This is a genomic window from Marinobacter adhaerens HP15, assembly GCF_000166295.1.
In the GTDB taxonomy this organism is placed as follows: Bacteria; Pseudomonadota; Gammaproteobacteria; order Pseudomonadales; family Oleiphilaceae; genus Marinobacter; species Marinobacter adhaerens.
This window is the reverse complement of the sequence record NC_017506.1, coordinates 2225147-2251307: the sequence shown is the minus strand read 5'-3', so window position 1 is coordinate 2251307 and position 26161 is coordinate 2225147. Positions and strand designations below refer to the sequence as shown.

Here is a 26161-nt window from a genome sequence, read left to right as displayed (position 1 = left end):
GAACCGACTTAATTTATGTCATGGAATGTCATCCGAAACAGGGTTTCTCACGTTGGAAATTAAGTCGCCCACTCTAACCATCTCTCGCAGTGCTCGCCTGGCTTTCGCACTCGGCTCGCTTGCTGCTCTGTCTGGCTGTCTTTCGAGCAGCGACAGTCAGCAGGCGGATCCGGTTGTCGTCGAGAACCCTGTGGCTTATGTCGAACGGGCTCTGCTTTTTGACGAAAATACCGGGGCCCTTGTCGAGGACAACCTGGCCGACCCGAGCGCTTTCCGCCCCGGAGCGCGGCTGTTTCTGAAGGCCAGTGCCACTGCGGACGCCGAGACGCGGGATATTGCCTCAAGAGCATTCGCGGGGCCGCAATTCCTTGATGACAATGGTCAGTTGCGTTACGACGTGAAAGATCTCCACGTTTCCCACGACGGCTCCAGACTGCTGTTTGCCATGCGTGCGCCGGAAATCGAGGACGCAGACGACGAGGATCAGCCAACCTGGAATATCTGGGAATACGACGTTAGTACCGACATCCTGCGCCGGATCATCGATTCGGACGTTACCGCCGGGGCCGGGCAGGACGTTGCGCCAGCCTATCTGCCTGATGGCAGAATCGTTTTCTCGTCAACCCGCCAGCGGATTTCCAAGGCGGTGCTGCTTGATGAAGGCAAACCCCAGTATTCCGGTCTGGACGAGGAGGGTGATAGCCCCGGGTTTGTTCTGCATGTGATGGACGACGATGGTCAGAACATTGAACAGATCACCTTCAATCAGAGCCACGACCTCGACCCCATGGTGGCGGATGATGGCACCATTGTGTTCAGCCGCTGGGATAATGCCGGCCAAACCCGGAACAACGGTGTGAACCTCTACCGCGTCAACCCTGACGGCACTGGCCTGAGTTATCTTTTCGGTCGTCACTCCCACGATTCGGTTCCAGAAGCGAACGACATACAGTACCTGCAGCCACGCAAATCAGACAGCGGCAATCTGCTCGTGCAGCTAAGGCCGTTTGAAACAGATGATTACGCGTCTGTGTTGGCGGAAGTCGATGTTGACCAATTTGTTGAGGCCAATCTTCGTCTCGATGGCACAGAAGGTTCGGGCCAGCGCTCGCTTGTGCCCGGCGTGGGCCTGGATGGCCAACTATCGCTGAAGGGCAGTTATGCATCGGTTTCACCGCTGCTTGATGGTACCAACCGCTACCTGGTCAGTTGGACACCTTGCCGGTTGCGTGAAACAGCGACCGACCGGATTGTGAACTGCACGGAAGATCGCCTGCAATCCGAAGACTATCAACCCGCAGAGCCCGTCTACGGTTTGTGGCTTCTGGATATCAACAGCGAAACCCAGCGGCCGGTGGTCCCGCCGGTAGAGGGCGTTCAGTTTGATGAGGCGGTCCTGATGAAGGAGCGGCCTCTGGAAGGGTTCATCCCGGAATCCCAGTTCACGGGTGATGAGGGGGCCCTCGGCGATGCCGGCTACGGCGTCCTGCACATTCGAAGCGTCTATGATATCGATGGAGTGGACACCACGCCGACTGGTATTGCTGCAATGGCTGATCCGCTGCAAACGCCGCCGGAAGATCGCCCGGCAAGATTCCTTCGACTGGAAAAGCCCGTGGCCATCCCCGATGAGAATGTCCGGGATTTCGACAACAGCGCCTTTGGCCGCAGCCGGGCTCAGCTGATGCGGGAGATACTGGGCTACGTGCCGATAGAGCCCGATGGGTCAGTGAAGGTGGCGGTGCCCGCCAATGTTGCATTTGCCATCAGTATTCTCGATGAGAAAGGCCAGCGTGTTGGTGGCGCTATGGGCAACCGGCACCAGAACTGGCTCACGGTGCGCCCCGGCGAGACCCTTGAATGTTCAGGGTGCCACAACCCGAACAGTCCGACACCCCATGGCAGACCGGATGCCGGTCCAGCGTCCGTGTGGGGTGGGGCCGCAACCACCAGCCTTCCGTTCCCGAATACCGACCCGGCTCTGTTTGCCGACATGGGTGAAACCATGGCTCAGGTGTTTGCCCGCATCAACGAGATTCGCCGGCCGACGCCGGATGTGATCTATGCCGATGAATGGTCCGGAGATGCCGTGGATCCCAAGCCTGACAGCTTTGCCTACGCCTATGCCGATCTGCAGACACCGCCGCCGATATCCGGCGTATGTGCCACCGACTGGGCGCCGAATTGCCGGATTGTGATCAACTACGAGCAGCATATTCATCCGCTGTGGAGCGTCAATCGGGAGGTATTGGACCCGGACACCATGGCGGTCGTGGATGACTACACCTGTACCAGTTGCCATACGGACACCGATGCGGCGGACGCTCAGCAAGTGCCGGCTGGACAACTGGATCTGGGCGATGGCCCGTCACCCGATGAACCGCTACACTTCAACGCCTACAGAGAACTGCTCTTCCCGGACAGTGAGCAGGAACTGGTGAACGGCGCTCTGATCGATGTGCTCGTGGACTCCGGGGAGGTTTTGAGGGACGAAGAAGGCAATCCCATTCTGGACGCCAACGGAGATGAACAACCCATCCTGGTAACTGTGCCGGTGCAGGCTTCAATGTCCGTCAACGGTGCTCGTGCCAGTCGTTTCTTCGACGTATTCGCCGACGACGGTTCACACAGGGATTTCCTCTCGCCCGCCGAACTGCGACTGATTGCAGAGTGGTTGGATATTGGCGGCCAGTATTTCAACAATCCGTTCGACGCTCCGGAAGACTGATCCAAGGACTGAAATTCGCACCATGCCCATCGCCATTCTTATGTTTCTTTTGTTGTTGCCGGCCCAGAGCTGGGCCGGCTGGCTGTGGGGGCAGGCTGAAGACGATGCATTGAAAGTGCAGGTGGCGGAGCCCTATGTGTCCTGGCGAACCGGACCGGCAACGGGCTATCCGGTTTTTCATACCAGCGAAAAAGGGGAATGGCTGACCATTCTCCAGCGCAAGACAAGTTGGATCAAAGTGACGGATACCCGTGGCCGGGAGGGTTGGATAGCGGTTGCGGATATTGCGCAGACGGTGGATGCCACGGGTAATCGTGTGGATCTTCAGGTGCCGGATTTTGAGGCTTTTGAAAGCCGGCGGGTGGAAGCCGGATTGATGATGGGGGAGTTTGACGGTGCCGCTGTCACGGCAGGCTACGGAGGCTTCTGGATGACCAGAAACCTGTCCGCCGAGCTTTGGGCTTCTCAGATTCTGGGCAGCGCCTCGGAAATTAGGATGGTTAATGCGAATCTGGTGCATCAGCCATTTCCTGACTGGCGGGTATCACCCTTTTTTACCCTGGGGGTCGGGCATATCTGGGTTGATCCCAAGGCCACTCTGGCTCAGCCCGAAGAGCGGGATAACAGCATTGGCCATGCAGGGCTTGGCATCCGCGCCTACATCACCGATCGATATTTCATCCGTGCCGAAGTGAAGGACTACAAAGTGTTCACTACCCGGTCCACCAACGAAGAAGCGACAGAATGGAAAATCGGACTAAGCATCTTTTTCTGAAAACGCTGTGTCTCGGGGCAGGGCTATGCATAGCCACAGCAACCCAGGCCCAGGATGATCGGCCGCTGATCGAGCCGGATGTTACCCCAGTGCCGGTCACCGAGGCGCTGATTGACACCGAGAACTTTGAAATTGGCGCTTTTGTGGGCGTGCTCAATATCGAGGACTTCGAGTCGTCGCTGCTTTATGGCGGCAAGCTCACCTACCACCTCAGCGAGTCCTTCTTTTTCGAGGCCGGAGTCGGCTTCGCGGAGGGTGGAGAAACCAGTTTCGAGAAGCTGGCCGGTAACGTGGAGGTGCTTACCGACAGCGAGCGGGATTACAGCTATTACAACATCAACCTGGGTTACAACGTGCTTCCGGGCGAGGCCTTCCTCACCGAGAACTACGCATTCAACACCAATTTCTATCTGATTGCGGGTGCCGGCGCTACCGATTTTGCGGGTGACACCCGGTTTACCCTGAATGCCGGCGCGGGCTATCAGGTTCTGTTGACGGACAGCGTTGCAGTTCAGATTGGCGTAAGACAGCACTACTACCGAATAGATGTTCTTGGGGCCGAGAAAACCTCCATGAACACAGAGGTCAGCACTGGCCTGTCGGTCTTTTTCTGATTACAGGAGCAATGGTTATGAAAGCATCCATAAAATCACTGGCTGTGGCGGGCGTCCTGGCCTGTCTTAGCCCCATGGCGGGCGCCGAGGCCATCAATGTGCCAGCTCCGGATTTCACCCTGGAAAGCCGTTCCGGCGAAAACCTGAGGCTGGAGGACCATCGTGGTGAAGTGGTGATGCTGAACTTCTGGGCATCATGGTGTGGTCCCTGCCGCCAGGAAATGCCGCTGATGGATGAGCTTTACAGCCAATACAAGGATCTCGGCTTCACGATTCTGGCGGTCAATGTGGATGAGAATCGGGAAGAGGCCCATCGCTTCCTGGACAAGGTACCCGTGAATTACCCGATCCTTTACGATCCGGAGAGTTCGGTGAGCGAGCTTTATGAAGTCCAGGCTATGCCAACGACCGTGATGATCGATCGCGATGGTAATGCCCGGTATCTCCACTACGGCTATCAGCCGGGTTACGAAGACGAGTACGAACAGCAGATTCGCGAGCTGGTGCGCGAATAATTTTCGGACGGAACGTTTATGCGTAATTTGTCGATCTTCACTGCCTCTGCTCTTTTGGTCGCGACCTTCACGATCTCTGGATGCAGCTCAATCAAGCCGTGGGTAAAACCCTATGAACGGGATAATCTGGCGGATCCGGTCATGAGTCTCAGCCGTCATGGCAAGGCGGATTCCTATATGCATCACGTCTATCAGTCCCGGGAGTCTGCGCGGGGAGCAGAAGGCGGTTCTGGGGGTGGCTGTGGCTGTAACTGACGGCAAGAGGTTAGTACGCTCCGTCTGCGCTCTGTTCGTGCTGATGTTGGCCGGGCAACAGGCGATTGCGGCGACCTTGCCAGTGGATAACGTGGATGTTCTCTACCACCGCTATGACGGTGGTGGCATGGTCATTGATGGCCCCTCAGTTTTGGTGCGCAAGGGTATTGGCTCGTCGGTTTCGTTTTCCGGCCAGTACTATGTTGACTCCGTTTCGGCTGCCTCTGTGGACGTTCTGGCCACGGCGAGCCCCTACGAGGAAGAACGCAACGAGTACACTTTTGGTGTCGATTACCTGCACGATAAGTCCATTTTGAGTCTGGGTTTCACCAACAGTTCCGAAAACGATTACGAGGCCAACACCGTTTACTTCTCGCTCAGCCAGGAGTTTTTCGGGGGCATGTCCACAGTAACCATGGGCTATGCCAGCGGCTGGGATGAAGTGGGCCGGGTCGGCAACGATTCCTTCAGCGAGGAAGCTGATCGTCGGAACTATCAGCTCGGACTGAGCCAGGTCGTCACCCGCAACAGCCTGGTAGGCCTGGATCTTGAGGTGGTTACGGATGAGGGCTTCCTGCAGAACCCTTACCGACAGAACCGCTACATCGACCCGAACGATTCCACAGCGTTCCTGTATCAACCAGAACGTTATCCGGAAACCCGAACAAGTACCTCCGTGGCCATGCGAGCGCTTTACTATCTGCCATATCGCGCCTCAATTCGCGGTGAATACCGTTATTTTTCCGATACCTGGGGCATCAACGCCCACACGGTCGAACTGGGATACGTGCACGGATTGAACCAGCACTGGACCCTTGAAGGTTCCATTCGTTACTACAGCCAGAGCGAGGCGGACTTTTACAGCGATCTTTTCCCATTCGAGAACTCCCAGACACACCTGGCCCGTGACAAGGAGCTCAGCTCCCTATCCGGGACAACCCTGGCGGTGGGCGCGGTCTACGAATGGAAGCAGACGTCGCTTCCCGGCATCGATCGCCTGCAGTTCAGCTTACTGGTGGACTGGCTGAATTTTGAATATGACAACTTCCGGGATGTCACCGCAGCAGGTGACTTTCTCCCCGGCGAAGAACCCCTATATTCCTTCGATGCCTACGTAACCCGGGCGTCGTTGATTCTTGAATACTGAGCATGCAGGAAGAACGACCATGGCCACTTGCTTGAACTCCCGATTTCCGGTGCTTTTAGCGGCATTGACCCTCGCCCTGACAGCCCCCGCATTTGCCCAGACCAATCCCGGGGCGGAGAAAGATGATACAGCCGTCGCCGAGCAGGTGGAGGCGCTCAAGAAGAAAGTGATACGCCTGAATCGTGACCTGTTTATCCTTGAGGAAGATCTGCTTTTTCCAGCCAATACCCAGGTTGCCGTGTTTCTCAGCGTTGATGCCGGGAAGTTTCTGAAGCTGGATGCGGTCAAACTGAAAGTCGACGACGAGATTGTTGCTTCCCACCTGTATACGGAGCGACAGGTGACTGCCCTTGAACGCGGCGGCATGCAGCGGCTATACGTTGGCAACCTGAAAACCGGCGTCCATGAGATGACGGCGTTTGTTGAGGGAATCGGCCCGGATCAGCGGCCTTACAAGCAGGCGGCCTCCCTGGAGTTTGAGAAGGGCACTGGAACGGCCGCTCTGGAAATCCGCGTTGAAGATCGCTCCTCCAACTACCAACCCTCCGTATCCATTGTGGAGTGGGAGTAAGCCGCGTCGTGGGATTGAAAGCAAGCCAGTCCTCAGGTCGACGCCCGTTCATTTACGCGGGTGCCCTACTGTGGCTGATGATGACTCCGGCTCATGCCGACGAGGCGCAACCCGAGCGGGCGAAGGACCTTCGTTATGGTTGGGCGCTGTACGAATACCATCAGGGTAACGCCTTCGAGGCTCTGACCCAGCTGGCCGTGGCGCGCGAACGGGGCGGCATCGAGGGACACGGAGATCATCCGGCTCTCGTCGAGGGCGGGCTCATGCTGTCCTGGGGGATGACCCGAGAGGCGAGCAGGTTGTTTACGCAGCTACTCGGGGCCGATGGCGCCGGCAGCAATCTGTCGCCTGATGTTCGCAACCAGGCCTGGTTCTATCTCGGTAAGGTGTTTTACCTCGAGGGGAATCAGGCGCTCGCACGTGAGAACCTCGATCGTGTCGATGGCGAGATACTGGCCGAGGCCGACCACGATCTTTTCCGCGAATGGATTTATCTGCGCTCCCGGCTGGTCATGATGTCTGCCCGCCCTGATGATGAACCCGAACTGACTTCGCTTCGGGAGCAGCTGGACGAAACGGACATCTGGTCCCTTTACCTCCGGTACAATTCCGCGGTCTCCGCTCTCGATGCGGCAGACGGAGCTGCCGCCGAAGAGGCACTGAAAAAGCTCATCGCCATCCTCGACGAGTCCATTGACTCCGTCGAGCCAGATGCCGAACGGGAGGGCCTGCTGGGCCGCGCTCGCCTCTCGCTTGCGGGCCTGTATTTGCGTGATAACCAGTTTGAGGCAGCTCTGGAGGTCCTGGGAGCCATGCCACTGACCGGCGTGTTCGCCGATCAGGCTCTCTTTGACTACGCCGTCGCCGCGGCGGGCCAGGGCAGGCCGGAGAGGGCTCTCGACGCCCTTGATACTCTCGCGAACCGTGAACTGTTTTTGCCCTGGCGCCAGCAGGTTCCCTTTGCCCGCGCCTATGTTCTTGAGCAGATGAACGCTCCACAGCGAGCATTGCCTGCGTTTAAAAAGGCAGCCGACCATTACGAGGCCCGTATCAGGGAGCTCGACAATATCCGGGATCGGCTGAATGAAGAAAGTCTGATGGCCCAGCTTGAGTTCAGCCGTGACAGCGATGGGATTCTTACAGATTCCTATGGCCGGCTGCGCGTGCAGCCCCTCGATTCTGGTATGGCGGAAGTGCTGGCTTCGGAAACGTTCCAGCAGGCGCTTGCCGAATTGAACGAACTCTACCGAATGCAGTCCTTCATTGCCGAGCGGCAGTCCAGGTTTGAATCGTTCCGGATCATGCTGGAGACCCGTGAGCAGCAACGGCAGATTCGTATTGCCGAGACCCGTCGGGCACTCGAAACCCAACAGGCAGACCAGTGGCAGCAGTTGCACGAGGACTTCACGGACAGAATTTCCTCGGCGCTGGCAGACGAAGATGCGGGATTCTTCATGACCTCGCAACAAAAAGCGCTCAGAGACAAGCTCGATGAGGTGGAGGAAACTCTGGCGGATTTGCCTGACGACGCGACGACCGCCAGGCAGCGTGCGACGTATCGGCGGATGCGTGCCTACTTCGATTGGTGGATTGCGGATGACTATGGAATCAATCGCTGGGCGGCGCAAAAACAGCTCATGCAACTGGATCGCGAGATGCAGAGCTTTCAGGCCCAGCGGCAACGGGTTGAAAGCCTGATGGCCGATGATGCCCGCCATGCGGAACTGGCTCGTCGGATCGCTGCCAGCGAACGGGAACTCGCGACTCTTGGAACAGAGGTGTCCGAGGCATTAGGCAGTGCCCGGCAAACACTCCTGGCGCAGGTTGATCGGATGCTGGCTGCCCAGCAACAGGAGCTTAATGGATACCTGCTGGCCTCTCGCCACGCCCAGGCGAGGCTGGCGGACCAGTTGTTCCGCGCATCGCAAACTGCAGGTGCCGGTGATGAATAATCGGATGGCCGGCAGGACTGTTAAAGGCCTCCTCATGGTTGGGGCCCTTGTCATGGCGAGTGGCTGCCAGATGTTGCAGTCGATGATGCCTGCCGGTGGCGAAGAAATGCCGCGAGTCCGTGAGGGCACACTGGCTGCGCTTCCGGCGATCGAAACGCGGCAGGAAAGTGCAGATGCAGCGGCGGTCAGCGACCCCGCAGAAGATGTTTCCATTGAAACGGTAATGGACAGTTACAAGGCGCTTTTGCCACTCGTAGAGGATCCCCGCAAGCAGGTTACCATCAGGCATCGGTTGGCCGATCTGGAATTCCAGCGTGCGGAGCGGAAAATGGCGGATTCGGCTGTCGATGAACTGTCCGGCGCCATCGATGCCTACCAGCGTCTTCTGTCGGAATATCCAGAGCGTGAGGGCAATGACCAGATCTATTATCAGCTTGCCAGAGCCTGGGAGCTTCGAGGCGCGACGCCGCAGCAGCTTGAAGCCCTGAATACTCTGGTTCGCCGCTACCCGGATTCAGAATACTGGGTTGAGGCTCAATTCCGCCGCGGCGATCTGTTGTTTATCGATGGTCGATACGGGGAAGCGGAACAGGCTTTCGACGAGGTTACCCTCGCGAGCCAGGAACGCATGGCCGATCCCTCGTTCCTGGTGAACGCGCATTACATGAAGGGCTGGAGTCTGTTCAAGCAGGCGCAATACCAGGAAGCGCTCTTCAGTTACGTTGAAGTGCTTGATCTTGTCATGCCCGAGGGCAGGCCGGTGGCGGACGTGGATCAGCGGAGCCAGACACTGATCGAAGATCTGTTCAGGGTGGTAGGGCTGTCCCTGTCGTACCTTGACGGAGCGGAAACCCTCCAGGCGCTTTTCCGCCAAACGGGTGGTCGCCCCTACGAAATACTGGTCTACGACCGCTACAGCGAGCTCTTGCTCGAGAGAGAGCAATACAGTGATGCCATCGATGTCTTCGAGGCCTACATAGAAGACCATCCGGAGAGTCCCTGGGCGCCGCGCTACCACATCCGGATCATTGATACCCTTGAGCTGGCCGGTTTCACCCGTACGATCCCTGAACGAAAGGCCGGCTTTGTCAGCCTTTACGGAATCTACAGCGATTACTGGCAGTCAGCGGGCCCCGATGCAATTGGCTTCATCGAGCAACAACTGGAACAACTGTTGCCGGAACTGGCGGACCGCCAGTACCTGCTGGCAGGGGAGGCGGAGGATGATCAGCAGGCGGACGATCATTACCGCAAAGCCGCCAGTTATTACGCCGAATTTGCGGCTACCTTCCCGGACCACCCCCGTACACCGGAGCGGCTGTTCCTTCTGGGTGAGACTTACCTGGAGCTGGAAGACTGGCCGGCAGCAATCGCAGCTTTCGAACGCGTGGCCTATGACTATCCGGAAGACACAGTAGCCGATCGGGCAGCTGAAGCCGGGTATGCATCGGTGCTGGCATTCCGGGAGTACTCGCAAACCTGGGAGAGTGAACCGGTATCGGAGCGGATGGCCTATCAGGAGCTGCAACAACTGAACCGGCTGCGGTTCGCAAATGCGTTTCCCGGCGACGCCCGGGCGCCGGCGGTGTATTACATTGCGCTGCAGCGTGAATTTGACCTGAACAACTGGGAAGAGACCGTCAATATGGCGGCCCGACTTGTTACCTGGCAACCCACGCCCCCGGATGAATTGACGACGGAAGCTTTGCTGTTATCCGGGCACAGCCTCTCCGAACTGGCCCGATACGCCGAGGCGGAACAGGCTTATCGTGACGCCCTGGCAACAATGGCCGAAGACGATGAACGCAGAAGCGGCGTTCGTGAAAATCTGGCAGCCGCGGTCTATCGACAGGCGGAGCAGTTAGCTGATGCCGGAAATGTGGAGGCTGCGGTGAGCGAATTCCTGCGAGTCGGCACGGCCGTTCCAGAATCCGCTCTGCGGGCAAACGCCGAATACGATGCTGCCTCACTTCTTATCACCGCCAATCTCTGGGAGCAGGCCATCGGTGTGCTGACCAGTTTCAGGCGGTCTTTCCCCAATCACGAGCTGATTGACACAGTCCCTGCAAAACTGGCGTTGGCCTACCGTGAAACGGAGCAGTGGGAGCGAGCCGCCGACGAACTCCAGCAAATGGTCTCCCTCGCCAAGACGCCGGAAGAGCGAAGGGAAAACCTGTTGATTGCAGCAGAACTGTACGATCAGGCCGGTAACCGGGAGAAGGCGATTGATACCTGGCGAAATTACGCCAACAGCCACCCCGAGCCGACGGACGTCTACATGGAAGCGGCCAATCGGCTGGCTGAGCTCTATCAGGAAGACGGGGATGCCGAAAGCAGGGATTACTGGTTGCGAAAGCAGATGGAAACGGTGGACCGGGACCCGGACGCCGCCGACGATCGCATGCGGTACCTTGCGGCGTCAGCCTCTGCAATCCTCGCCCGCGACGCCCTTGCCCGGTATGACGGCATCAGGCTGACTCTGCCACTCAATCAAAGCATGACAGCGAAGACCGATGCGCTTGAACGAGCGGTCAACGCCTACAAGAAGACGGCCAGCTATGGCCTTTCATCATTTGCAACCGAGGCTGGTTACCAGATCGCCCACATCTATGCACGCCTCGGTGCCGATCTCATGGACTCGGAGCGGCCCACCGGATTGAGCGAGCTTGAACTGGCTCAGTACGAGCTTCTCCTGGAAGAGCAGGCCTACCCGTTTGAGGACAACGCCATCGATATCCACGAGCAGAATATCCGGCGGGCCCGGGAGGGCATTTTCGATGAATGGGTCAAGCGCAGTTACGAGGCCTTGAAAGCCCTGTTGCCCGGACGTTATCGGAAAGAAGAAGTTACCCAGGGGGTTGTCTATGAGCTCGATTAAGGCCTGCGGACTCTGTCTTTTCGTGATTTTTTCGCTTTCGGGGTGTGTGACGGCGCCGGCGCCGCCGGAGTCTAAGGCAGAAGTTGAGCAAGCTGCACTGGAAGCGTCATTCGCCAAGGCCGTGAGTGCCATGGAGGAGGGAAATCTTGCCGAGGCCAAAACCCGATTCGAGCAACTGGCGAGCGACTACCCCGGAAAAGCCGGCCCCATGGCCAACCTTGGCATTATTGCGTTCCAGGAAGAGGATACCGAGACCGCGAAAAGTTGGTTTGAACGCACGCTCACGGTGAATCCTGAACATGTCCAGGCGCTGAATCATCTGGGAGTAATTGCCCGGAATGCCGGAGAATTCGACGAAGCAGAAGGGTATTATCGCGCGGCACTGTCTGCTGATCCGAATTACGCGCCTGCGATCCTTAATCTGGCCTTCCTGCTTGATATCTACCTGGGTAAACCTGCCGAGGCGGTTGACCTTTATGAGCGTTATCAGTCCGCGGCCAGTGAGCCGCACCCCAGACTGGAAGACTGGATCTTCGATGCCAAAAACAGAATCTGATGTGGACTATGTGATATGAAACGTCTCGCGCTAATCGCTCTGGCAGTTTCCGCGCTGGTGCCCACGGCGCCGATGGTCTTCGCCCAGGACGCTCCGGGTGTGGTTACCATTGAGGGCACGCGAATCCGTGGCGATCAGGAAGTGCCTACGGTGATGTATCTGGTGCCCTGGCAGCCACCGGAAGTGGACGAGTTGCGTGCGCCAGAAGAACGCCTGATGGTTGATCAGGGTCTCCGGCCATTGGAACGCTATGAGTTCCAGCGTTTTATCAAGTACCACGAAGCGTTTATCAAACAGACCCAGGCCAACACAGGGCAGTAGAGTGTGATGCCTGTCACGTCATGAGTGTGTTCCTGCGCAAGATTAAACAAACCCTCACACAGACTTTCGCGAACTTACCCTTGCAGGGGAGTGACGCGCTTAGACTGATCTGAAAACCGGACCATGGAGTGCCCAGAAAATGATCGATACCGCCGTTCGCTTCTTCCAGGAAGGTGGCTTTTTTATGTTTCCGATTGCAGTTGTGCTGATTGTCGGACTCATTGTTGCCATTGAACGTTACGTTTACCTTTCCGCCCAGAAACTGACCAACCGTCGGGACTTCAACCGCCTGCATCAGATGATCGCCAAGCGTGACCTGAAGGGCGCCCTGAACTACACCCAGGAATCCGGTAGTGCCATGTCGACCATGATCGGCTTCGGCCTTCAGCGCCTGGCCCGCCGCCAGGGTCGTGAAGAGATCGAATACGCGATGGAAGAGGGGTTGCTGGATGTGATGCCGCGGTTGGAAAAGCGTACCCAGTATCTGGCCACGCTGGCCAACATTGCCACGCTGCTCGGCCTGCTGGGTACCATTATTGGGTTGATTGCAGCGTTTACCGCGGTAGCTGCAGCGGATCCGGCCCAGAAGGCGAGCCTTCTGTCCCAGAGTATCTCGGTTGCCATGAACACCACCGCCTTCGGCCTTATGTCTGCAATTCCCATGCTGCTGATCCACTCACTGCTGCAGACCAAGACCAATGAGATCGTCGACAGCTTTGAGATGGCGGGCATCAAGGTCCTGAACCTCCTCAGCGATGGTTCTGGCAGTAAGACCGCCGCTCAACCACAGGGACAGAATGCCGCTGCGCCGGCACAGGTAGCGACTCCGGCCGGTAGCCCGGCCTGATAACCAGCCAGAAGGATGTCAGGCCATGAGACGGAAACATCGTCGCCTACAAAGTGAGGCCGATCTCGACATCACGCCCTTCATGAATCTCATGATTGTGCTGGTGCCGGTACTGCTGCTGAATATGGTGTTCGCCCACACCAGCGTTCTGGAACTCAACTTCCCGACCGGTGAGAGCCTGTCGGCCCAGCAGGCGGAAGAGCTGCAGATCCAGGTGGTGATCTATGAGGATCGCCTGGTCGTTGCGGATAACCAGGGCGGCGTCATCAAGAACATCCCCCAGCGCGAGGGCGAGTATGATTTCGTTCTGCTCAAGGATGTCATGAAGGAAATCAAGAGCCGTGTGCCCGACAAAAAGGATGTGATTATTATGCCGTCCCGGCAGACGTCCTATCAGTCTCTGGTCTCGGTGATGGACACGGTGCGCTCGTACGAGGCAGTAGTGGCTGGTAGTGTGGTTGAAGCGGAGCTGTTCCCCGAGATCTCTCTCGGCGATGCGCCCGCACAGCCTTCGGGATCCGCGGAGGTGAGTTCATGAAAGAATCTGCCAAGGCCCGCCGCCAGAAACGCCATTACCGGCGCAATAAAAGCCAGGGAAAGATGAACCTGGTCTCGTTGATGGATATCTTCACCATCCTGGTGTTCTTCCTGATGGTGAACTCCTCCTCCGACGTACAGGTATTGAACCAGAACAACACTATCAAACTGCCGGATTCCACCGCTCAGCAACCCCCTGGTGACGTCCTGGCCCTCACCGTCACAGACCGGGATATCCTGGTGAACGGTCGGCTGGTAGTGAAACGCGACGCCTTCCAGACGTTTGACGGACAGGTGGAGCCTGCCCTGAAGCAGGAACTGGACTATCAGGCCAGTCGCTCGTCGGCACCTGCCCCGGATGCGGGTCGACCAATTACCATTCTTGCAGACCGCGAACTGCCCTACGAGCTGCTGAAAAAAATCATGTCCACCTGTGTGGACGCCGGTTACGCCAGTATTTCCCTGGCGGTTAATCAGCGTGCGGAACAGGGAGCCTGACCATGATGGATTATCGGTACGGATTGCCCTGGAATCAGGAGCGTGGTGAACGTAAGCGGTTGTTGGCCGCCGCTGTTTTTGTGATGCCATTGTTCCTTGCAATTGCAGGTTATGTCAGCTGGGTAGAGCTGCCAGAACGTGACAGGCAGGAACAGGAAGCTCTGCCGCCTCAGCTGGCCAAGCTGATCATCGAGAAAAAGGAGCCCCCAAAACCGGTGTTGCCCGAGCCGGAGCCCGAACCGCCGAAGCCTGAGGAAAAGCCGGTGGAACAGGCCAAACCAGAGCCCAAGCCGGAGCCGGTTCCTGAACCGGTGATGCCGGAACCCGAGCCGGAGCCTCAGGTAGCCGAAAAACCGGAGCCCAAGCCAGAACCCAAGCCTGAAGAGGTCGCCAAGGCGCGGGAGAAGGCAAAGAATACCGGTATTCTCGCAATGGGGAACGAACTGAAGAAACTCAGTTCGCTGGCGGAGTCGGTCAAGCTGGACGGCCCGGTTGCCAATACAGCGGAACCTATTGCCCGCAAAACCGGTGATACTTTGGCCTCGCGCGCGACCGCGAGCGCGAAGAGCAGTGGGGTGAACGAGGAAGTGCTCAACCGGGAGGCCGGTCAGGTCGCCCTGGCCGAGCGTCAGCGCGCGGAAGTTGCCGAAGCAGAGAGAGTTGCTGCGGTGAAAGAGGCGGCACGCAAGGAACAGCAGGAAACTGCGGCCAGAACCCGGAGCAAGGAAGAGTTGCGCCGGACCATGGATGCCAACAAATCCGCGATCTACAGCATCTACAACCGGGAGCTTCGGCGCAAACCGTCGCTGCAGGGAAGTATTACCCCGGAGTTGGTCATTGAGCCGAACGGTGCAGTATCGAGTTGTTCGGTGGTGGAATCTACACTCAATGAGCCGGCGCTGGAGAGCAAGATCTGCAATCGTCTGAGGTTGGTGGATTTCGGGGCCCGACCGGGCGTTGATCAAACCAAGATCCGTTATCCGATCGAATTGCTGTCCAGCTAGGGCACTGGACAGCAAGTATGCCGCTTAGCGTTTCCGGGTTGTGGTCGCGATCACGACACTGACCAGTCCGGAGCCTACCAGGGCACCAACGAAAGGCATCAGGGTGGGAATGCTGCCGGGGAAGCTGGCAGCTTCCAATCCGGCCATCAGGCTGCCACCGGTAATCCATCCGGGCAGAATCGCGCCGAAAAGTCCCGCCAGACAGCCCAGGATCGCCGCCCTCGTGGTCATTTTTCCCCAGAGCCCCATCAGTACAGGCAGAACCGCCGTGGCGCAAAGCAGGTCTGCGATCAAAAATAGCCGCAGCACGGAAATCCCCTGAAGTGCCACCAGAACCACAGGAATCATCAGCAGCACGGTAAACCATCGGGCACTGACAATGGACAACCCCTGTTTTTCGGTAACCGCCAGCGACGCAAGTGCGTTCTGCAGGGTATCCACCGAGGATGCCACGAGTGTGATGGCCAGGATCAGGGCCGGTAAAGCGAGCCAGGCCGGCGCATCAGCAAGCAAGGCAAAAAACGGAATCGGCGGGCTGCCAAGGTCGGCGCCGCTCATGGCCGCCAGTATTCCCAGCCCGCCAACCACGGCGACAACGGCGATGGTGACCACGCCGCCCAGCAACGCGCCGCGGCTCAGGGCGTCCGTATCACGAGCCGACCATAAACGCTGCCAGTATCCCTGGTGGAACAGGTTGGCGGCGGTGACGGCAATCACCAGGGTTAGCGCCACGCTCAGGGCCGCCGACGCAGGGATATCCGGTAGCGCTGCGGGTGCTGCGTCCGGAAGCTTGCCTACGGCAACAAAACTGACGATAGCCAGCAAGCCGATCAGTAACAGCGCCTGCCATTGGTCGGTAACGATGCTGGCCCTGAGACCACCGACAGCGGTGTATACCAGTGTGGTTATGGCAACGCCAATGACCACAATGCCGCCATCAATACCGGAAAGCAGCGACGTTATGGCACCAATGGCAGTAAGCTCCGCGGTCAGAAAGCAAAGCATATAGAGCACCGAGATCGTCGAAACGTAGCGGCGTACGCCATTGCCATAACAGGCGTTGGCGAATTCGCCGATGCTGCGTCCTTCCGGAAGGAAGCGGCGAATAGCGGGGCCACAGAAGGCGAACACGATAAACGGCAAGGCGGCGCCCAGGGCATAGCCAGCCAGAGCCAGAGGGCCGACCAGTGCGCCAACCTCCGGCGGGGCAAACAGTATCCAGCCGCCCATGCCGGAAGCGAGGAAAGACAGTCCGAGGGCCCTGGCTCCCTGACTGTTTCTTGCCGTTACATAGTCATCCAGTCCGCCGTCGGCGAGACGGGCTCTCAGTCCGAGCCAGGCAAACAGGATCATGGCGACCACGATCGCCGCGAGGGTGGTATAAAACATCGGGAGGTTCTCCGCCGTTCATCAAGCGGGCCATAGTGCCACAACGGCGGAAGCGGGGCGAGATACGTTGGCCCGCAGGAATGCGGGCCACGCAGAGGTCTACTGCTTCACGGCCTCCGCAGCTTTGACTTTGACGTAGCTGCCGGGTGCGTCTTCAATCGCAGGAAGTTTCCCTTCGCCGGGGATGCGAGCCGGCACGTCGCCGTCTGAGAAACGGGCAATCCACTCGAGCCAGTGAGGCCACCAGGATCCCGGATGGTGTTCGGACTTCTCGAACCAGGTGTCTGCATCCGGCACCAGGGTGTCATTGGTCCAGTAGCCGTACTTTTCCTTGTAGGGCGGGTTGATCACGCCAGCGATATGGCCGGAGCCGGAGAGCACAAAGCGGACATCACCGCCGTGGGCCAGCGCCCCTTTGTAGGTGGTTTTCCATTTGGCGATGTGATCCTGCCTGGCGGACAGGAAAAAAGAGGGCACATCGATTTCGGACAGATTGATGGACTCGCCGAGCAGATTCAGGGAATCTGGCTTCACCAGTCGATTATTCAGGTACATCTGTCGCAGATAGTAGCTGTGCATTCGCGCTGGCAGGTTGGTGCCATCGGTGTTCCAGTACAGCAGGTCAAAAGCCGCGGGCTTCTGGCCTTTAAGGTAGTTATTGGTCCAGAACGACCAGAACAGCTCGTTTTCTCTCAAAAGGTTAAACGTGAACGCCATAGCGCGGCCGTCCAGGTAGCCCTTGCGCTCCAGCATTTTCTCAATACCCCGGATCGAGTGATCGTTGATGAAGACACCGATTCCGCCAGGGTCCGAGAAGTCCAGAAGTGTCGTCAGATAGGTAGCACTGGCTACCGGATCACGGCCTTTTTTCTTGAGCCAGGCCAATGTTGAGCCCAGCAGGGTGCCACCGATGCAATAGCCGATCAGATTCATCTGGTCTTCGCCGGTGGCTTCGGTAACCGCATCCATGGCCGCCAGTGGCCCGAGTTCCATGTAGTCTTCCCAGCCTTTGTCCCGCAGGGAGGGCCCGGGATTTCGCCAGGAAATAATAAAAACAGTCTGTCCCTGGTTGACCAACCACTGGATAAAGGAGTTCCTGGCGGTGAGGTCCAGGATGTAGTACTTGTTGATCCATGGCGGAACAATCAGCAACGGGCGTTTGCTGACGGTCTCTGTTGTTGGCGAGTACTGGATCAACTGCATCAGTTCGTTCTGGAACACGACCTTGCCAGGGGTAGTTGCCAGATTACGTCCTACCTCAAAGGCAGAGCGATCTGTCATCCCAACATTGAACAGGGAAGGATTCTGCCGCAGGTCTTCGATCAGCTGCCGTCCACCGTCAATCAGGTTCATCCCTTTGCGTTCCCACGTAATCCTGAGCACTTCCGGATTCGTGGCGGGGAAATTCGATGGCGACAGTGCGCTGGTCAGGTGTCGGGCGTAGAACAGCATCTGGTCCCGTCCTGCCGGGGGAATCCCTTCCATGCCGGCCGCCCAGTTCAGAAAGGCCTGTGAGTTGATCAGATAGGCCTGGTGGAGGACATCAAAAGGCAGATGCTTGTGCCACTCCTCGGCCTGGAAGCGTCGGTCGTCGGCCTCTGGTTCGACAACGGGCTTCTTGTCCTTGCCCACGAGCCGTGCAAGGGTGTAGTACCCCAGCGCGGCATGTTTGCGGGCCAGATCCAGTTCCGCTCCTGCAAACCGGAGCGGATGCAGGAGCAGATCTTCGGCCATTGTGCGGTAGGCATCCGACATTTCCGTTATCGTGGAGAGCGTTGCGGCATCCAGGACGCCAGCATCTCCGAATGCTTTCTCCAGTTGCTGCTGTCCCTGGCGGACGTTGGTTTCGAAGCCGTTGACGAGCTGACCTACTGCTTTCCCGAGCGTATCCAGACCGAACATAACTATCCCTTATTTGGCGGTTTTCGGGCCGGGCTTGGCCGATGCCTCGGGTGCTTTCTCGAACACCTTCTGAATCTGCTCCCTGCTTTCGTTGAAGTAGTCCTGCCAGGCTTTCCAATCTGCGGTGAACTGCTCGCTCAGTGATTTCAGGGTCTCCGCCTGGTCGCCAGTCAGGCTTTTCAGGCTCTCCAGATCACGGACCTCAGACACCTTTTTAGCCTGCTCCATGGTGACATCGGCATAACGTCGGAAGGCGTTCATCTGCATTTCTGCAGCCTTGCCAAATTGCTCGAACAGGGTTTCGTTCAGACGGGTCGCTTTTTCGAAAAGCTCGGTGTTCATGGTCACAACTCCTTTGCGTATGGATTTGATGGAATTCTATTCTGCCTCATCCTGCGTGACGCAATTTTGACAAGCATCAATCCCGGGTTCAGCTTATGCTTTACTGTAGGAACATGTTTTCCCGGCAAGGCAGGAGGCGCCATATGACCAACCGGAAATCCGAACTTGAAACACTGAGAGCCGACCTGACGGCCAGACTTTCCCGTTATGAGGCGCATCAGCATCGGGAAGGGGGCGCGTTAGACAAGGATTTCGAGGAGCAGGCTACCCAGACCCAGAACGACGAAGTGGTCGATTCGCTGGAAACCGAAACCCGTTCCGAACTCGCTCAGATTGAACACGCACTGGCTCGGATTGATAACGGTGTGGGTGACGAATGCGAATCCTGCGGCGAGGCCATTGACCCACGCCGCTTGCAGGTTCTGCCATATACCACGGTTTGCGTGGACTGTGCCGAAGACTGAGTGACACCATGGAGCCACTGCAGGCATCCACGACCGGCTCGGCCGTATTCCAGACCCGGGGCCTGACGAAAACCTATGATCAGGGGGAGGTTCAGGTTCATGCCCTCCGTGGCGTAGATCTGGATCTCTATGGCGGCGAACTGGTCGTCATGCTGGGCGCTTCCGGTTCTGGCAAATCCACACTCCTTAACATTCTTGGCGGGCTGGATGTGCCATCGACCGGCGAGGTCCGGTATCGGGATTTTGATCTCAGTGCTGCCGGCGACCGCGAACTCACCCGTTATCGCCGTGAACACGTGGGTTTCGTGTTCCAGTTCTATAATCTCATTCCCAGCCTCACCGCCAGGGAAAATGTGGCGGCAGTGACCGAGATAGCGACCAATCCAATGACGCCGGAAGAGGCACTTGAACTGGTTGGGCTCAAGAGCCGCATTGACCATTTTCCGGCCCAGCTTTCCGGTGGTGAACAGCAGCGCGTTGCCATTGCCCGGGCCATTGCCAAACGACCGGATGTACTCCTGTGCGACGAGCCAACCGGCGCCCTCGATTCCGCCACCGGCGTATTGGTGCTCGAGGCACTGGACAAAGCCAACCGGGAGACCGGCACGACTACCGTCATCATTACCCACAATGCTTCCATCGCCGGCATGGCGGATCGCGTGATAACGCTCTCGGACGGCAACATCAGCGGTGAGCTTCTTAATGAGCGTCGCCAGGATCCCCGTACATTGTCCTGGTAACGGTACTGAAGAGTAACAGCGATGTCGCCGAAGGGATTGAACACGGTTCTGAACGTAAAGTTACGGCGGGAACTCTGGCAGATGCGCGGCCAGGTACTGGCCATCGCACTGGTTATTGCCGGAGGCGTGGGCGTGTGCGTGATGTCTCTCGTGAACTATTCATCGCTGTTGGCAACCAGAGCCCAGTATTACGAACAACACGAATTTGCCGAGGTCTTTGCGCCGGTCAAACGGGCTCCACGCCATACTCTCAAGGACATCGCTGCGCTGCCTGGTATCGCCAGGTACGAGGGGAGGGTCGAAGGCGCTGCGAAACTGGAAATACCCGGGTTTCCGGATCCGGTGTCGGCTCGCCTGGTGTCTGTTCCGCCGGAAGGTCAGCCTGACGTTAACCGCCTTTTTATTCGCCAGGGACGGCTCCCGGCTGCTGGTCGAAGCCAGGAGATCGCAGTTATCGGAAGCTTTGCCGAAGCGCATGAGTTGGTTCTGGGAGATCAGTTTGAAGCCATTATCAACGGCCGCCGGCAGGCTCTTACGATAACCGGCATTGTTGAGTCACCGGAATTCATCTACGTCATTCCTCCGGGCGGTATGCTGCCGGACTATCAGCGGTATGGTGTTCTCTGGATGAACAGAGAGTCCCTGGAATCCGCCATGGATATGCGGGGCGCTTTCAACAGCCTGGTGGTGACGCTCAAACCTGGCCATTCTGCTGCCTCCGTCATTGATGCTCTGGATCGATTGCTGGCCCGGTATGGGGCAACGGGGGCTTTTGGCCGGGACGACCAGTTTTCCCACCGTTTTCTGAGTGACGAGCTCAATCAGTTGAAAACCATGGCGACGGTTTTCCCCCTCATTTTCATGAGTGTCGCCATGTTTTTGTTGAATGTGGTGATTGGCCGTCTGATCAGCACCCAACGGGATATCGTCGCGGTACTCAAGGCCTTCGGCTATAGCAACCGTCAGATCGCCTGGCATTACAGCAAACTGGTCATCGTGATTGCCGTCATCGGTTTGCTGGCGGGGCTTGGCCTTGGCCTATGGCTTGGACGCTCTCTCGGCGAACTGTACATGGATTATTACCGCTTTCCGGGGCTGTTGTTTCGCATTGACCCCGCATGGGTTGTGCTGCTGGGGTTGATGACAATTGTGGTCGCCTGGCTCGGAGCCTGGCGAGCCATCAGGCAGGCAGCGGCACTGCCACCCGCTGAAGCCATGAGGCCTGAGGGGCCCGCCAGGTACCGGGTGACCATAGTGGAAAAGCTGCTCTCGGGAATCCGTTTCGCCCAGCCCTCCCGAATGATCGTGCGCCAGCTCTCCCGTCGTCCGGTTCGGACCCTGTTATCCATGACTGGGGTCGCTATGGCCACTGCCATCGTGATGGTGGGAAACTTCCAGTTCGACTCGGTGTCCCTGATGGTCCACACGCAGTTTGCACGGGTTCAGCAACAGGATCTGTCCGCGACCTTTATTGATCCGGTGAACAGCGCGGCGTTGTTCGGCTTGCAGCGGCAAGCCGGGATACGTTACGTGGAGGGGCGACGCTCGGTCCCGGCACGTCTTGTTTCCGGCCATCGGGAGTGGCGAAGCGCAGTCACCGGAATACCCTCCGAGGCGCGCCTGCAATTTGTCATCGACAGTGACCTGCAGCCGGTTCCGCTCCCCAGGGAGGGGTTGTTGTTGACCGATTTTCTGGCCGATGAACTGGGTGTCGGTCCGGGAGATGTTCTGCAGCTGGAGCTCCTGGAGGGCGACCGCCGAACGGTTATGGTTCCGGTCGCCGGTATCACCAGCGAGTTTCTCGGGGTTGGTGCCTACATGGATCTGGATGCCCTCAACCGGGCACTGGGGGACGGGCCCCTGATCAATCAGGCTCTGATCAACCTGGACCCGGACAAGGCTTCGGAAGTTTATAACAGTCTTCGCGAAACCCCGGGAGTGCTTGGCCTGAGCATCCGGCAGGCCATGCTCGACAGCTTCTACGACACCCTGGCGAGAACCTTCCTGACGTTCACCTTTTTCAACAGCTTGATGGGCGGAATCATCGCTTTTGGAGTGGTCTACAACACGATCCGGATTTCACTGGCGGAAAAAGGTCGGGAGTTGGCGAGCCTGAGAGTGCTGGGATACACCCAGAATGAAGTTGCGCATATATTGTTGGGAGAGGTTGCGCTTTTGCTGTTTCTGGGCATTCCCCTCGGTTGGCTGATTGGCCAGGGTCTGGCTCTCATGATTGTTACTGCCATGCAAACCGAACTGTATCGGGTGCCCTTGACGATCACCAGCCAGACACTTGGCATGTCCGCGTTGGTCGTGGTGGTATCGGCGATCGCTTCCGGGGCCATTGCCTGGTGGCGCCTGAAACGGCTGGATCTGGTAGCGGTGTTGAAAACACGGGAATAGGTGCGAAAGCAATCGGGGAGTGAACTGAGGTTATGGCGAAAAAAGGGTTTGCCGGAAAATGGTTGTTCTGGGGGGTGTTTGTAATGCTCGCCAGTGTTGCAGTTGTGGTCACGATCCGACCGGATCCGGTCTGGGTGGATCTGGCGCCGGTAACCCGTGGCCCCATGGAAATCACTATCAAGGAGGAGGGCAAAACGCGGGTGCGTGACCGATACGTGGTTTCATCACCGGTTGCCGGCTATCTGCACAGGGTATTGCTGGAAGTGGGGGATCCGGTAATTCCGGGAGAGCTGCTGACGGAGGTTGACCCCATGCCTGCCAGCACCCTTGATGCCCGAAGTCGGGCCGAAGCGGAGGCCAAGGTGCAGTCGGCCCGCTCGGCGCTGAACTCCACTCGTCAAAAAGTGGCGGCGGCCGAGGCTGAAGCAGACCTTGCCGTGCGTGAGTTGGCCCGCCTACAGGCGCTCAGTGATGATCGTTTTGTTTCCGACGAGCGTTTGCAGCAGGCCCGGGCCGCTGCGGCCAGAACCCAGGCCATTCTGCGTTCCGCGCGCTTTGACGAAGAAGTGATGGCCCACGAACTGGCAGCGGCCCGAACCCGCCTTGAGGTGTCTGCCGCGCGTGCGAACGGTGATGGAGCGGTTGAACGTGTGCCGGTCAGGTCCCCTGTAAACGGCTCTGTGTTGGGAATTGTGCGAAAAAGCGAGGGTGTGATTCAGGCCGGTGAAGCCATTCTGGAACTGGGGGATCCCGGGGCGCTTGAGGTGGTTGTGGATGTATTGAGTTTTGATGCCGTCAATCTTCAACCCGGTATGGTGACGCGCCTCACCGGGTGGGGTGGAGGCACCCTGGACGCTACCGTCCGGCGCGTTGAGCCGGTTGGATTCGAGGACGTGTCGGCCCTGGGTGTGGAAGAAAGGCGGGTACAGGTGGTTGCGGATATCACCAGTCCTGCTGATGCCTGGCAAAGCCTGGGGGACGGCTATCGGGTAGACGCCGAGTTTCTGCTCTGGCGTTCCGACAATGTCCTTCAGGTTCCGGAATCCGCCATCTTTGTCACTGATGGGCAGCACCAGGTATTCCGCGCTGTCGATGACATTGCGGTTCTGACAGACGTGTCGGTCGGTCGCACAAACGGATTTCATACAGTTATCCAGGAAGGATTGACTGAGGCAGACAACGTCGTCCGACACCCGGATCGTCAGCTTGAAGACGGCAGCCGTATCCGTCTTCGTTAATGGCCTGCATTGCACGGTCCGCCGGCTAAAATGAGAGGACATATCACGTTTGGCTGGCTAGACTGACGGCACATAAAAACAAAAAGGAGACTGGCACGGTGAACCAGTTCGATACGCTTATTGTCGGCGGCCGCTACTTTGACGGTACCGGCGGCCCCTCACGCATCGCCCATGTTGGCATCAAAGATGGGCGGGTTGCCGAAGTCTTTGACCAGCAGCCCGAACCCGGCCTTGCGACGCGCACGATTGACGCCAGCGGTTGCTGGGTAACGCCGGGATTTCTCGATACCCATACCCATTACGATGCCGAGTTGCTGGTAGCGCCGTCCCTGTCTGAATCCGTGCGTCACGGTGTCACCACGGTGCTGATCGGCAGTTGTTCCCTGAGCATGGTCTGTTCCGATCCGGAGGACGCCTCGGATATTTTTACCCGGGTGGAAACGGTCCCGAGGGAAAAAGTGCTGCCCATTCTGAAGCAGCACAAGTCCTGGCAGACACCAAAAGAGTGGGTGGCGTTCATGGACCAGCATCCACTGGGGCCCAATGTCATCAGCTTTCTCGGCCACAGTGATCTGAGAACCGCCGTGATGGGTCTTCATCGCGCCACTGACAGAAACGTGACGCCGACTCCCGAAGAACAGCAAAAAATGGAGGCTCTGCTGGAGGAGGCGCTGCAGGAAGGATTCCTCGGTCTTTCCACCATGTGCCTGAAATGGGACAAGGTGGACGGTGATCGGGAGTGGTCCAAGAGCCTGCCAAGCACTTACGCCCGCTGGCGGGAGGTCAGCCGTCTGAATGCACTTTTGCGCCGGTACGGGCGGGTGCACCAGGGCGCACCGAATGCGGCCAATCCGTTGCAGGTGACCCAGTACCTGAAAGAGACCCTGGGCTGGTTGAGAAAGCCGCTGAAAACAACCCTCATTGCGATGATCGACCTCAAGGGTAACCCCACGGTCAAACCAATGGCGAGTCTGGTCGGATGGCTGGCCAACAGCTTTGGAGGTAATTTTCGCTGGCAGCTGCTCCCGACACCGTTCACGGTCTATGCCGATGGCATGGATATCGTGCTGTTCGAAGAATTCGGTGCCGGTGAAATGGCCCTGGATATTCGGGATCAGCTTGAGCGCAACGATCTCCTCAAGGACGAACAGTACCGCCGGAAATTCCGGAAGTTCTATAAGGAAAAGCTCTCTCCGCGAGTTTGGCAGCGGGATTTCGGTGATGCTGTCATTCTCGATTGCCCGGACAAGAGTGTCGTCGGGCGAAACTTCGCTGAACTGGCGGCAGACCGCGGCATCCATGTTGTCGATTTCTTCCTCGACATGGTGGTGGCCCATGGACGTTCTCTGCGCTGGTTTACCACGGTGGGGAATCACAGAAAGGATAGGCTCCGAAAAATGGTGACCAATCCGGGCGCGCTGATCACCTTCTCCGATGCCGGCGCCCACATCCGGAATATGGCCTTCTACAACTTGCCGCTTCGGTTTCTGAAGCTGGTTAATGAAAGCCACGGGGAGGGCGAGCCAATCATGTCCCTCGAACGTGCCGTCCACCGATTGACCGGCGAACAGGCAGATTGGCTTGGCGTTGATGCAGGTCATATCAGGGTAGGGGACCGGGCCGATATAACGGTACTTGATCCCCGTGGCCTTGATCAGGATCTGGAGCAGGTTGAATGGGGCGAGATGGAAAACTTCGGACTGGAAAGAATGGTTAACCGTGTCCCTGGTTGTGTCAGAGAGGTGCTGATCAATGGCCGGCCTGCGGTAACGAATGGTGAGGTGCAACCTGCGTTGGGCAGGGAATCCGGATACGGACACTTCCTGCGCGCCGGGGCGTCTGGATAATCACGGACAAAAGGAAACTTATGAGCCAGCGATTTGCACCCGCAGTCTGGGTGGTGGTCTTCCTTGCTGTATTTGTCTGGTCTGCCATCGAGCCCACGGATCGGGCCACATGGGTTCTGGAAGTGCTGCCTGCCGCCGTTGGTTTCGCAGCGGTTGTCTGGTGTTTCTTCCGTTATCCACTCACGCCGCTGGTTTATGTGTTGATACTGGTGCATGCCATCATCTTGATGGTTGGCGGGCACTATACCTATGCGGAAGTACCTTTGTTCGACTGGTTTCGGGAATGGTTCGACTGGGAGCGTAACAACTACGACAAGCTTGGCCATCTGGCGCAGGGTTTTATCCCCGCAATGGTCGCCAGGGAAGTGGTCATTCGTTTCGAGGTGTTCTCCAGTCGCCGCTGGGCTGCGTTTTTTATTGTCTGCTTCTGCCTTGCGGTGAGCGCCTTTTACGAGTTGATTGAATGGTGGGTAGCCTTGCTCAGCGATGAAGCCGCCGAGGCATTTCTGGGCACCCAGGGTTACGTCTGGGACACTCAGTCGGATATGGCCTGGGCATTGTCCGGGGCCATCCTGGCGCTTATCCTGCTTGGGCGTTTTCATGATCGCCAGCTTGAGGAGCTATGACGCTGTGCCGCG

The 26161-nt window shown here is 57.9% G+C and carries 24 protein-coding genes; 21 read left to right on the top strand and 3 right to left on the bottom strand.

The genetic code is table 11. The features are described 5' to 3' along the window. Window positions 1-25 precede the first annotated feature (25 nt). The 15 genes from HP15_RS10695 to HP15_RS10625 all read left to right on the top strand — a co-directional run bounded on the left by HP15_RS10695 (window position 26) and on the right by HP15_RS10625 (window position 15198). Window positions 26-2728: an HzsA-related protein gene (locus HP15_RS10695; RefSeq protein WP_041645290.1), complete on the top strand. Its 2703-nt coding sequence runs from the start codon at window positions 26-28 to the stop codon at window positions 2726-2728. Between the two features lie 22 nt (window positions 2729-2750). Beyond that, window positions 2751-3503, top strand: coding sequence for an SH3 domain-containing protein (locus HP15_RS10690; protein WP_014577485.1), 753 nt, complete (start codon window positions 2751-2753; stop codon window positions 3501-3503). After that, entirely contained in the window at window positions 3473-4117 is a 645-nt protein-coding gene (locus HP15_RS10685; protein WP_008174661.1) for an outer membrane beta-barrel domain-containing protein, read from the top strand. The genes HP15_RS10690 and HP15_RS10685 overlap by 31 nt, the downstream gene beginning before the upstream one ends. 11 nt (window positions 4118-4128) lie before the next feature. Beyond that, entirely contained in the window at window positions 4129-4632 is a 504-nt protein-coding gene (locus HP15_RS10680; RefSeq protein ID WP_014577483.1) for a TlpA family protein disulfide reductase, read from the top strand. Between the two features lie 18 nt (window positions 4633-4650). Then, window positions 4651-4887, top strand: coding sequence for a DUF4266 domain-containing protein (locus HP15_RS10675; protein ID WP_041645289.1), 237 nt, complete (start codon window positions 4651-4653; stop codon window positions 4885-4887). Further along, window positions 4874-6034: a DUF3570 domain-containing protein gene (locus HP15_RS10670; protein ID WP_039882068.1), complete on the top strand. Its 1161-nt coding sequence runs from the start codon at window positions 4874-4876 to the stop codon at window positions 6032-6034. The genes HP15_RS10675 and HP15_RS10670 overlap by 14 nt, the downstream gene beginning before the upstream one ends. A 19-nt stretch (window positions 6035-6053) precedes the next feature. Further along, complete coding sequence (locus HP15_RS10665; protein ID WP_041645288.1) at window positions 6054-6605, top strand: hypothetical protein; 552 nt, start codon at window positions 6054-6056, stop codon at window positions 6603-6605. Between the two features lie 8 nt (window positions 6606-6613). Then, entirely contained in the window at window positions 6614-8557 is a 1944-nt protein-coding gene (locus HP15_RS10660; protein ID WP_169702157.1) for a coiled-coil domain-containing protein, read from the top strand. Next, window positions 8466-11435: a tetratricopeptide repeat protein gene (locus tag HP15_RS10655; protein WP_227499623.1), complete on the top strand. Its 2970-nt coding sequence runs from the start codon at window positions 8466-8468 to the stop codon at window positions 11433-11435. The genes HP15_RS10660 and HP15_RS10655 overlap by 92 nt, the downstream gene beginning before the upstream one ends. After that, window positions 11422-11991: a tetratricopeptide repeat protein gene (locus tag HP15_RS10650; RefSeq protein WP_041645287.1), complete on the top strand. Its 570-nt coding sequence runs from the start codon at window positions 11422-11424 to the stop codon at window positions 11989-11991. Before HP15_RS10655 ends, HP15_RS10650 begins: the two co-directional genes overlap by 14 nt. A 15-nt stretch (window positions 11992-12006) precedes the next feature. Next, window positions 12007-12312, top strand: a complete 306-nt coding sequence (locus HP15_RS10645; RefSeq protein ID WP_014577477.1) for a hypothetical protein — start codon at window positions 12007-12009, stop codon at window positions 12310-12312. A gap of 139 nt (window positions 12313-12451) precedes the next feature. Continuing rightward, a complete protein-coding gene (locus tag HP15_RS10640) occupies window positions 12452-13159 on the top strand; it encodes a MotA/TolQ/ExbB proton channel family protein (RefSeq protein ID WP_014577476.1) in 708 nt (235 codons plus the stop codon). Window positions 13160-13184: 25 nt separating this feature from the next. Next, window positions 13185-13697: an ExbD/TolR family protein gene (locus HP15_RS10635; protein ID WP_008174674.1), complete on the top strand. Its 513-nt coding sequence runs from the start codon at window positions 13185-13187 to the stop codon at window positions 13695-13697. Next, complete coding sequence (locus HP15_RS10630) at window positions 13694-14194, top strand: ExbD/TolR family protein (RefSeq protein ID WP_008174676.1); 501 nt, start codon at window positions 13694-13696, stop codon at window positions 14192-14194. Before HP15_RS10635 ends, HP15_RS10630 begins: the two co-directional genes overlap by 4 nt. Window positions 14195-14196: 2 nt before the next feature. Then, complete coding sequence (locus HP15_RS10625) at window positions 14197-15198, top strand: AgmX/PglI C-terminal domain-containing protein (RefSeq protein ID WP_014577474.1); 1002 nt, start codon at window positions 14197-14199, stop codon at window positions 15196-15198. Window positions 15199-15222: 24 nt separating this feature from the next. Here the strand turns inward: HP15_RS10625 and HP15_RS10620 are convergent, their stop codons facing one another. The 3 genes from HP15_RS10620 to HP15_RS10610 all read right to left on the bottom strand — a co-directional run bounded on the left by HP15_RS10620 (window position 15223) and on the right by HP15_RS10610 (window position 18831). Beyond that, window positions 15223-16587 carry a sodium:solute symporter family transporter gene (locus HP15_RS10620; RefSeq protein ID WP_008174680.1) on the bottom strand — a complete coding sequence of 455 codons (1365 nt, stop codon included), beginning with the start codon at window positions 16585-16587 and terminating at the stop codon, window positions 15223-15225. A gap of 99 nt (window positions 16588-16686) precedes the next feature. Further along, on the bottom strand, window positions 16687-18489 hold the full coding sequence (locus HP15_RS10615) for a PHA/PHB synthase family protein (protein WP_014577473.1): 1803 nt from the start codon (window positions 18487-18489) through the stop codon (window positions 16687-16689). 9 nt (window positions 18490-18498) lie between these two features. Beyond that, on the bottom strand, window positions 18499-18831 hold the full coding sequence (locus HP15_RS10610; RefSeq protein WP_008174685.1) for a phasin family protein: 333 nt from the start codon (window positions 18829-18831) through the stop codon (window positions 18499-18501). Window positions 18832-18974: 143 nt separating this feature from the next. Between HP15_RS10610 and HP15_RS10605 the strand changes: the two genes are divergently transcribed. From HP15_RS10605 to HP15_RS10580, 6 genes are all read left to right on the top strand, one after another. Further along, window positions 18975-19295, top strand: coding sequence for a TraR/DksA family transcriptional regulator (locus tag HP15_RS10605; RefSeq protein ID WP_008174687.1), 321 nt, complete (start codon window positions 18975-18977; stop codon window positions 19293-19295). 8 nt (window positions 19296-19303) lie between these two features. Continuing rightward, a complete protein-coding gene (locus HP15_RS10600) occupies window positions 19304-20035 on the top strand; it encodes an ABC transporter ATP-binding protein (protein WP_014577471.1) in 732 nt (243 codons plus the stop codon). Between the two features lie 21 nt (window positions 20036-20056). Then, window positions 20057-22438, top strand: coding sequence for an ABC transporter permease (locus HP15_RS10595; protein ID WP_014577470.1), 2382 nt, complete (start codon window positions 20057-20059; stop codon window positions 22436-22438). Window positions 22439-22470: 32 nt separating this feature from the next. Beyond that, on the top strand, window positions 22471-23676 hold the full coding sequence (locus HP15_RS10590; protein ID WP_014577469.1) for an efflux RND transporter periplasmic adaptor subunit: 1206 nt from the start codon (window positions 22471-22473) through the stop codon (window positions 23674-23676). A 98-nt stretch (window positions 23677-23774) separates the two neighbouring features. Beyond that, window positions 23775-25523 (top strand): N-acyl-D-amino-acid deacylase family protein, encoded by a 1749-nt coding sequence (locus tag HP15_RS10585; RefSeq protein ID WP_014577468.1) that lies wholly within the window; start codon window positions 23775-23777, stop codon window positions 25521-25523. A 20-nt stretch (window positions 25524-25543) separates the two neighbouring features. Next, window positions 25544-26149 carry a DUF2238 domain-containing protein gene (locus HP15_RS10580; protein WP_014577467.1) on the top strand — a complete coding sequence of 202 codons (606 nt, stop codon included), beginning with the start codon at window positions 25544-25546 and terminating at the stop codon, window positions 26147-26149. Window positions 26150-26161: the final 12 nt, after the last annotated feature.

Bases quoted from the DNA above. Each gene is read 5' to 3' on its own strand.
- HP15_RS10675 (WP_041645289.1), top strand. From the start codon at position 4,651: ATGCGTAATTTGTCGATCTTCACTGCCTCTGCTCTTTTGGTCGCGACC.
- HP15_RS10695 (WP_041645290.1), top strand. From the start codon at position 26: ATGTCATCCGAAACAGGGTTTCTCACGTTGGAAATTAAGTCGCCCACT.
- HP15_RS10625 (WP_014577474.1), top strand. From the start codon at position 14,197: ATGATGGATTATCGGTACGGATTGCCCTGGAATCAGGAGCGTGGTGAA.
- HP15_RS10580 (WP_014577467.1), top strand. From the start codon at position 25,544: ATGAGCCAGCGATTTGCACCCGCAGTCTGGGTGGTGGTCTTCCTTGCT.
- HP15_RS10620 (WP_008174680.1), bottom strand. From the start codon at position 16,587: ATGTTTTATACCACCCTCGCGGCGATCGTGGTCGCCATGATCCTGTTT.
- HP15_RS10600 (WP_014577471.1), top strand. From the start codon at position 19,304: ATGGAGCCACTGCAGGCATCCACGACCGGCTCGGCCGTATTCCAGACC.
- HP15_RS10680 (WP_014577483.1), top strand. From the start codon at position 4,129: ATGGTTATGAAAGCATCCATAAAATCACTGGCTGTGGCGGGCGTCCTG.
- HP15_RS10685 (WP_008174661.1), top strand. From the start codon at position 3,473: ATGGAAAATCGGACTAAGCATCTTTTTCTGAAAACGCTGTGTCTCGGG.
- HP15_RS10665 (WP_041645288.1), top strand. From the start codon at position 6,054: ATGGCCACTTGCTTGAACTCCCGATTTCCGGTGCTTTTAGCGGCATTG.
- HP15_RS10690 (WP_014577485.1), top strand. From the start codon at position 2,751: ATGCCCATCGCCATTCTTATGTTTCTTTTGTTGTTGCCGGCCCAGAGC.
- HP15_RS10655 (WP_227499623.1), top strand. From the start codon at position 8,466: ATGGATACCTGCTGGCCTCTCGCCACGCCCAGGCGAGGCTGGCGGACC.
- HP15_RS10610 (WP_008174685.1), bottom strand. From the start codon at position 18,831: ATGAACACCGAGCTTTTCGAAAAAGCGACCCGTCTGAACGAAACCCTG.
- HP15_RS10595 (WP_014577470.1), top strand. From the start codon at position 20,057: ATGTCGCCGAAGGGATTGAACACGGTTCTGAACGTAAAGTTACGGCGG.
- HP15_RS10615 (WP_014577473.1), bottom strand. From the start codon at position 18,489: ATGTTCGGTCTGGATACGCTCGGGAAAGCAGTAGGTCAGCTCGTCAAC.
- HP15_RS10590 (WP_014577469.1), top strand. From the start codon at position 22,471: ATGGCGAAAAAAGGGTTTGCCGGAAAATGGTTGTTCTGGGGGGTGTTT.
- HP15_RS10640 (WP_014577476.1), top strand. From the start codon at position 12,452: ATGATCGATACCGCCGTTCGCTTCTTCCAGGAAGGTGGCTTTTTTATG.
- HP15_RS10635 (WP_008174674.1), top strand. From the start codon at position 13,185: ATGAGACGGAAACATCGTCGCCTACAAAGTGAGGCCGATCTCGACATC.
- HP15_RS10645 (WP_014577477.1), top strand. From the start codon at position 12,007: ATGAAACGTCTCGCGCTAATCGCTCTGGCAGTTTCCGCGCTGGTGCCC.
- HP15_RS10650 (WP_041645287.1), top strand. From the start codon at position 11,422: ATGAGCTCGATTAAGGCCTGCGGACTCTGTCTTTTCGTGATTTTTTCG.
- HP15_RS10630 (WP_008174676.1), top strand. From the start codon at position 13,694: ATGAAAGAATCTGCCAAGGCCCGCCGCCAGAAACGCCATTACCGGCGC.
- HP15_RS10605 (WP_008174687.1), top strand. From the start codon at position 18,975: ATGACCAACCGGAAATCCGAACTTGAAACACTGAGAGCCGACCTGACG.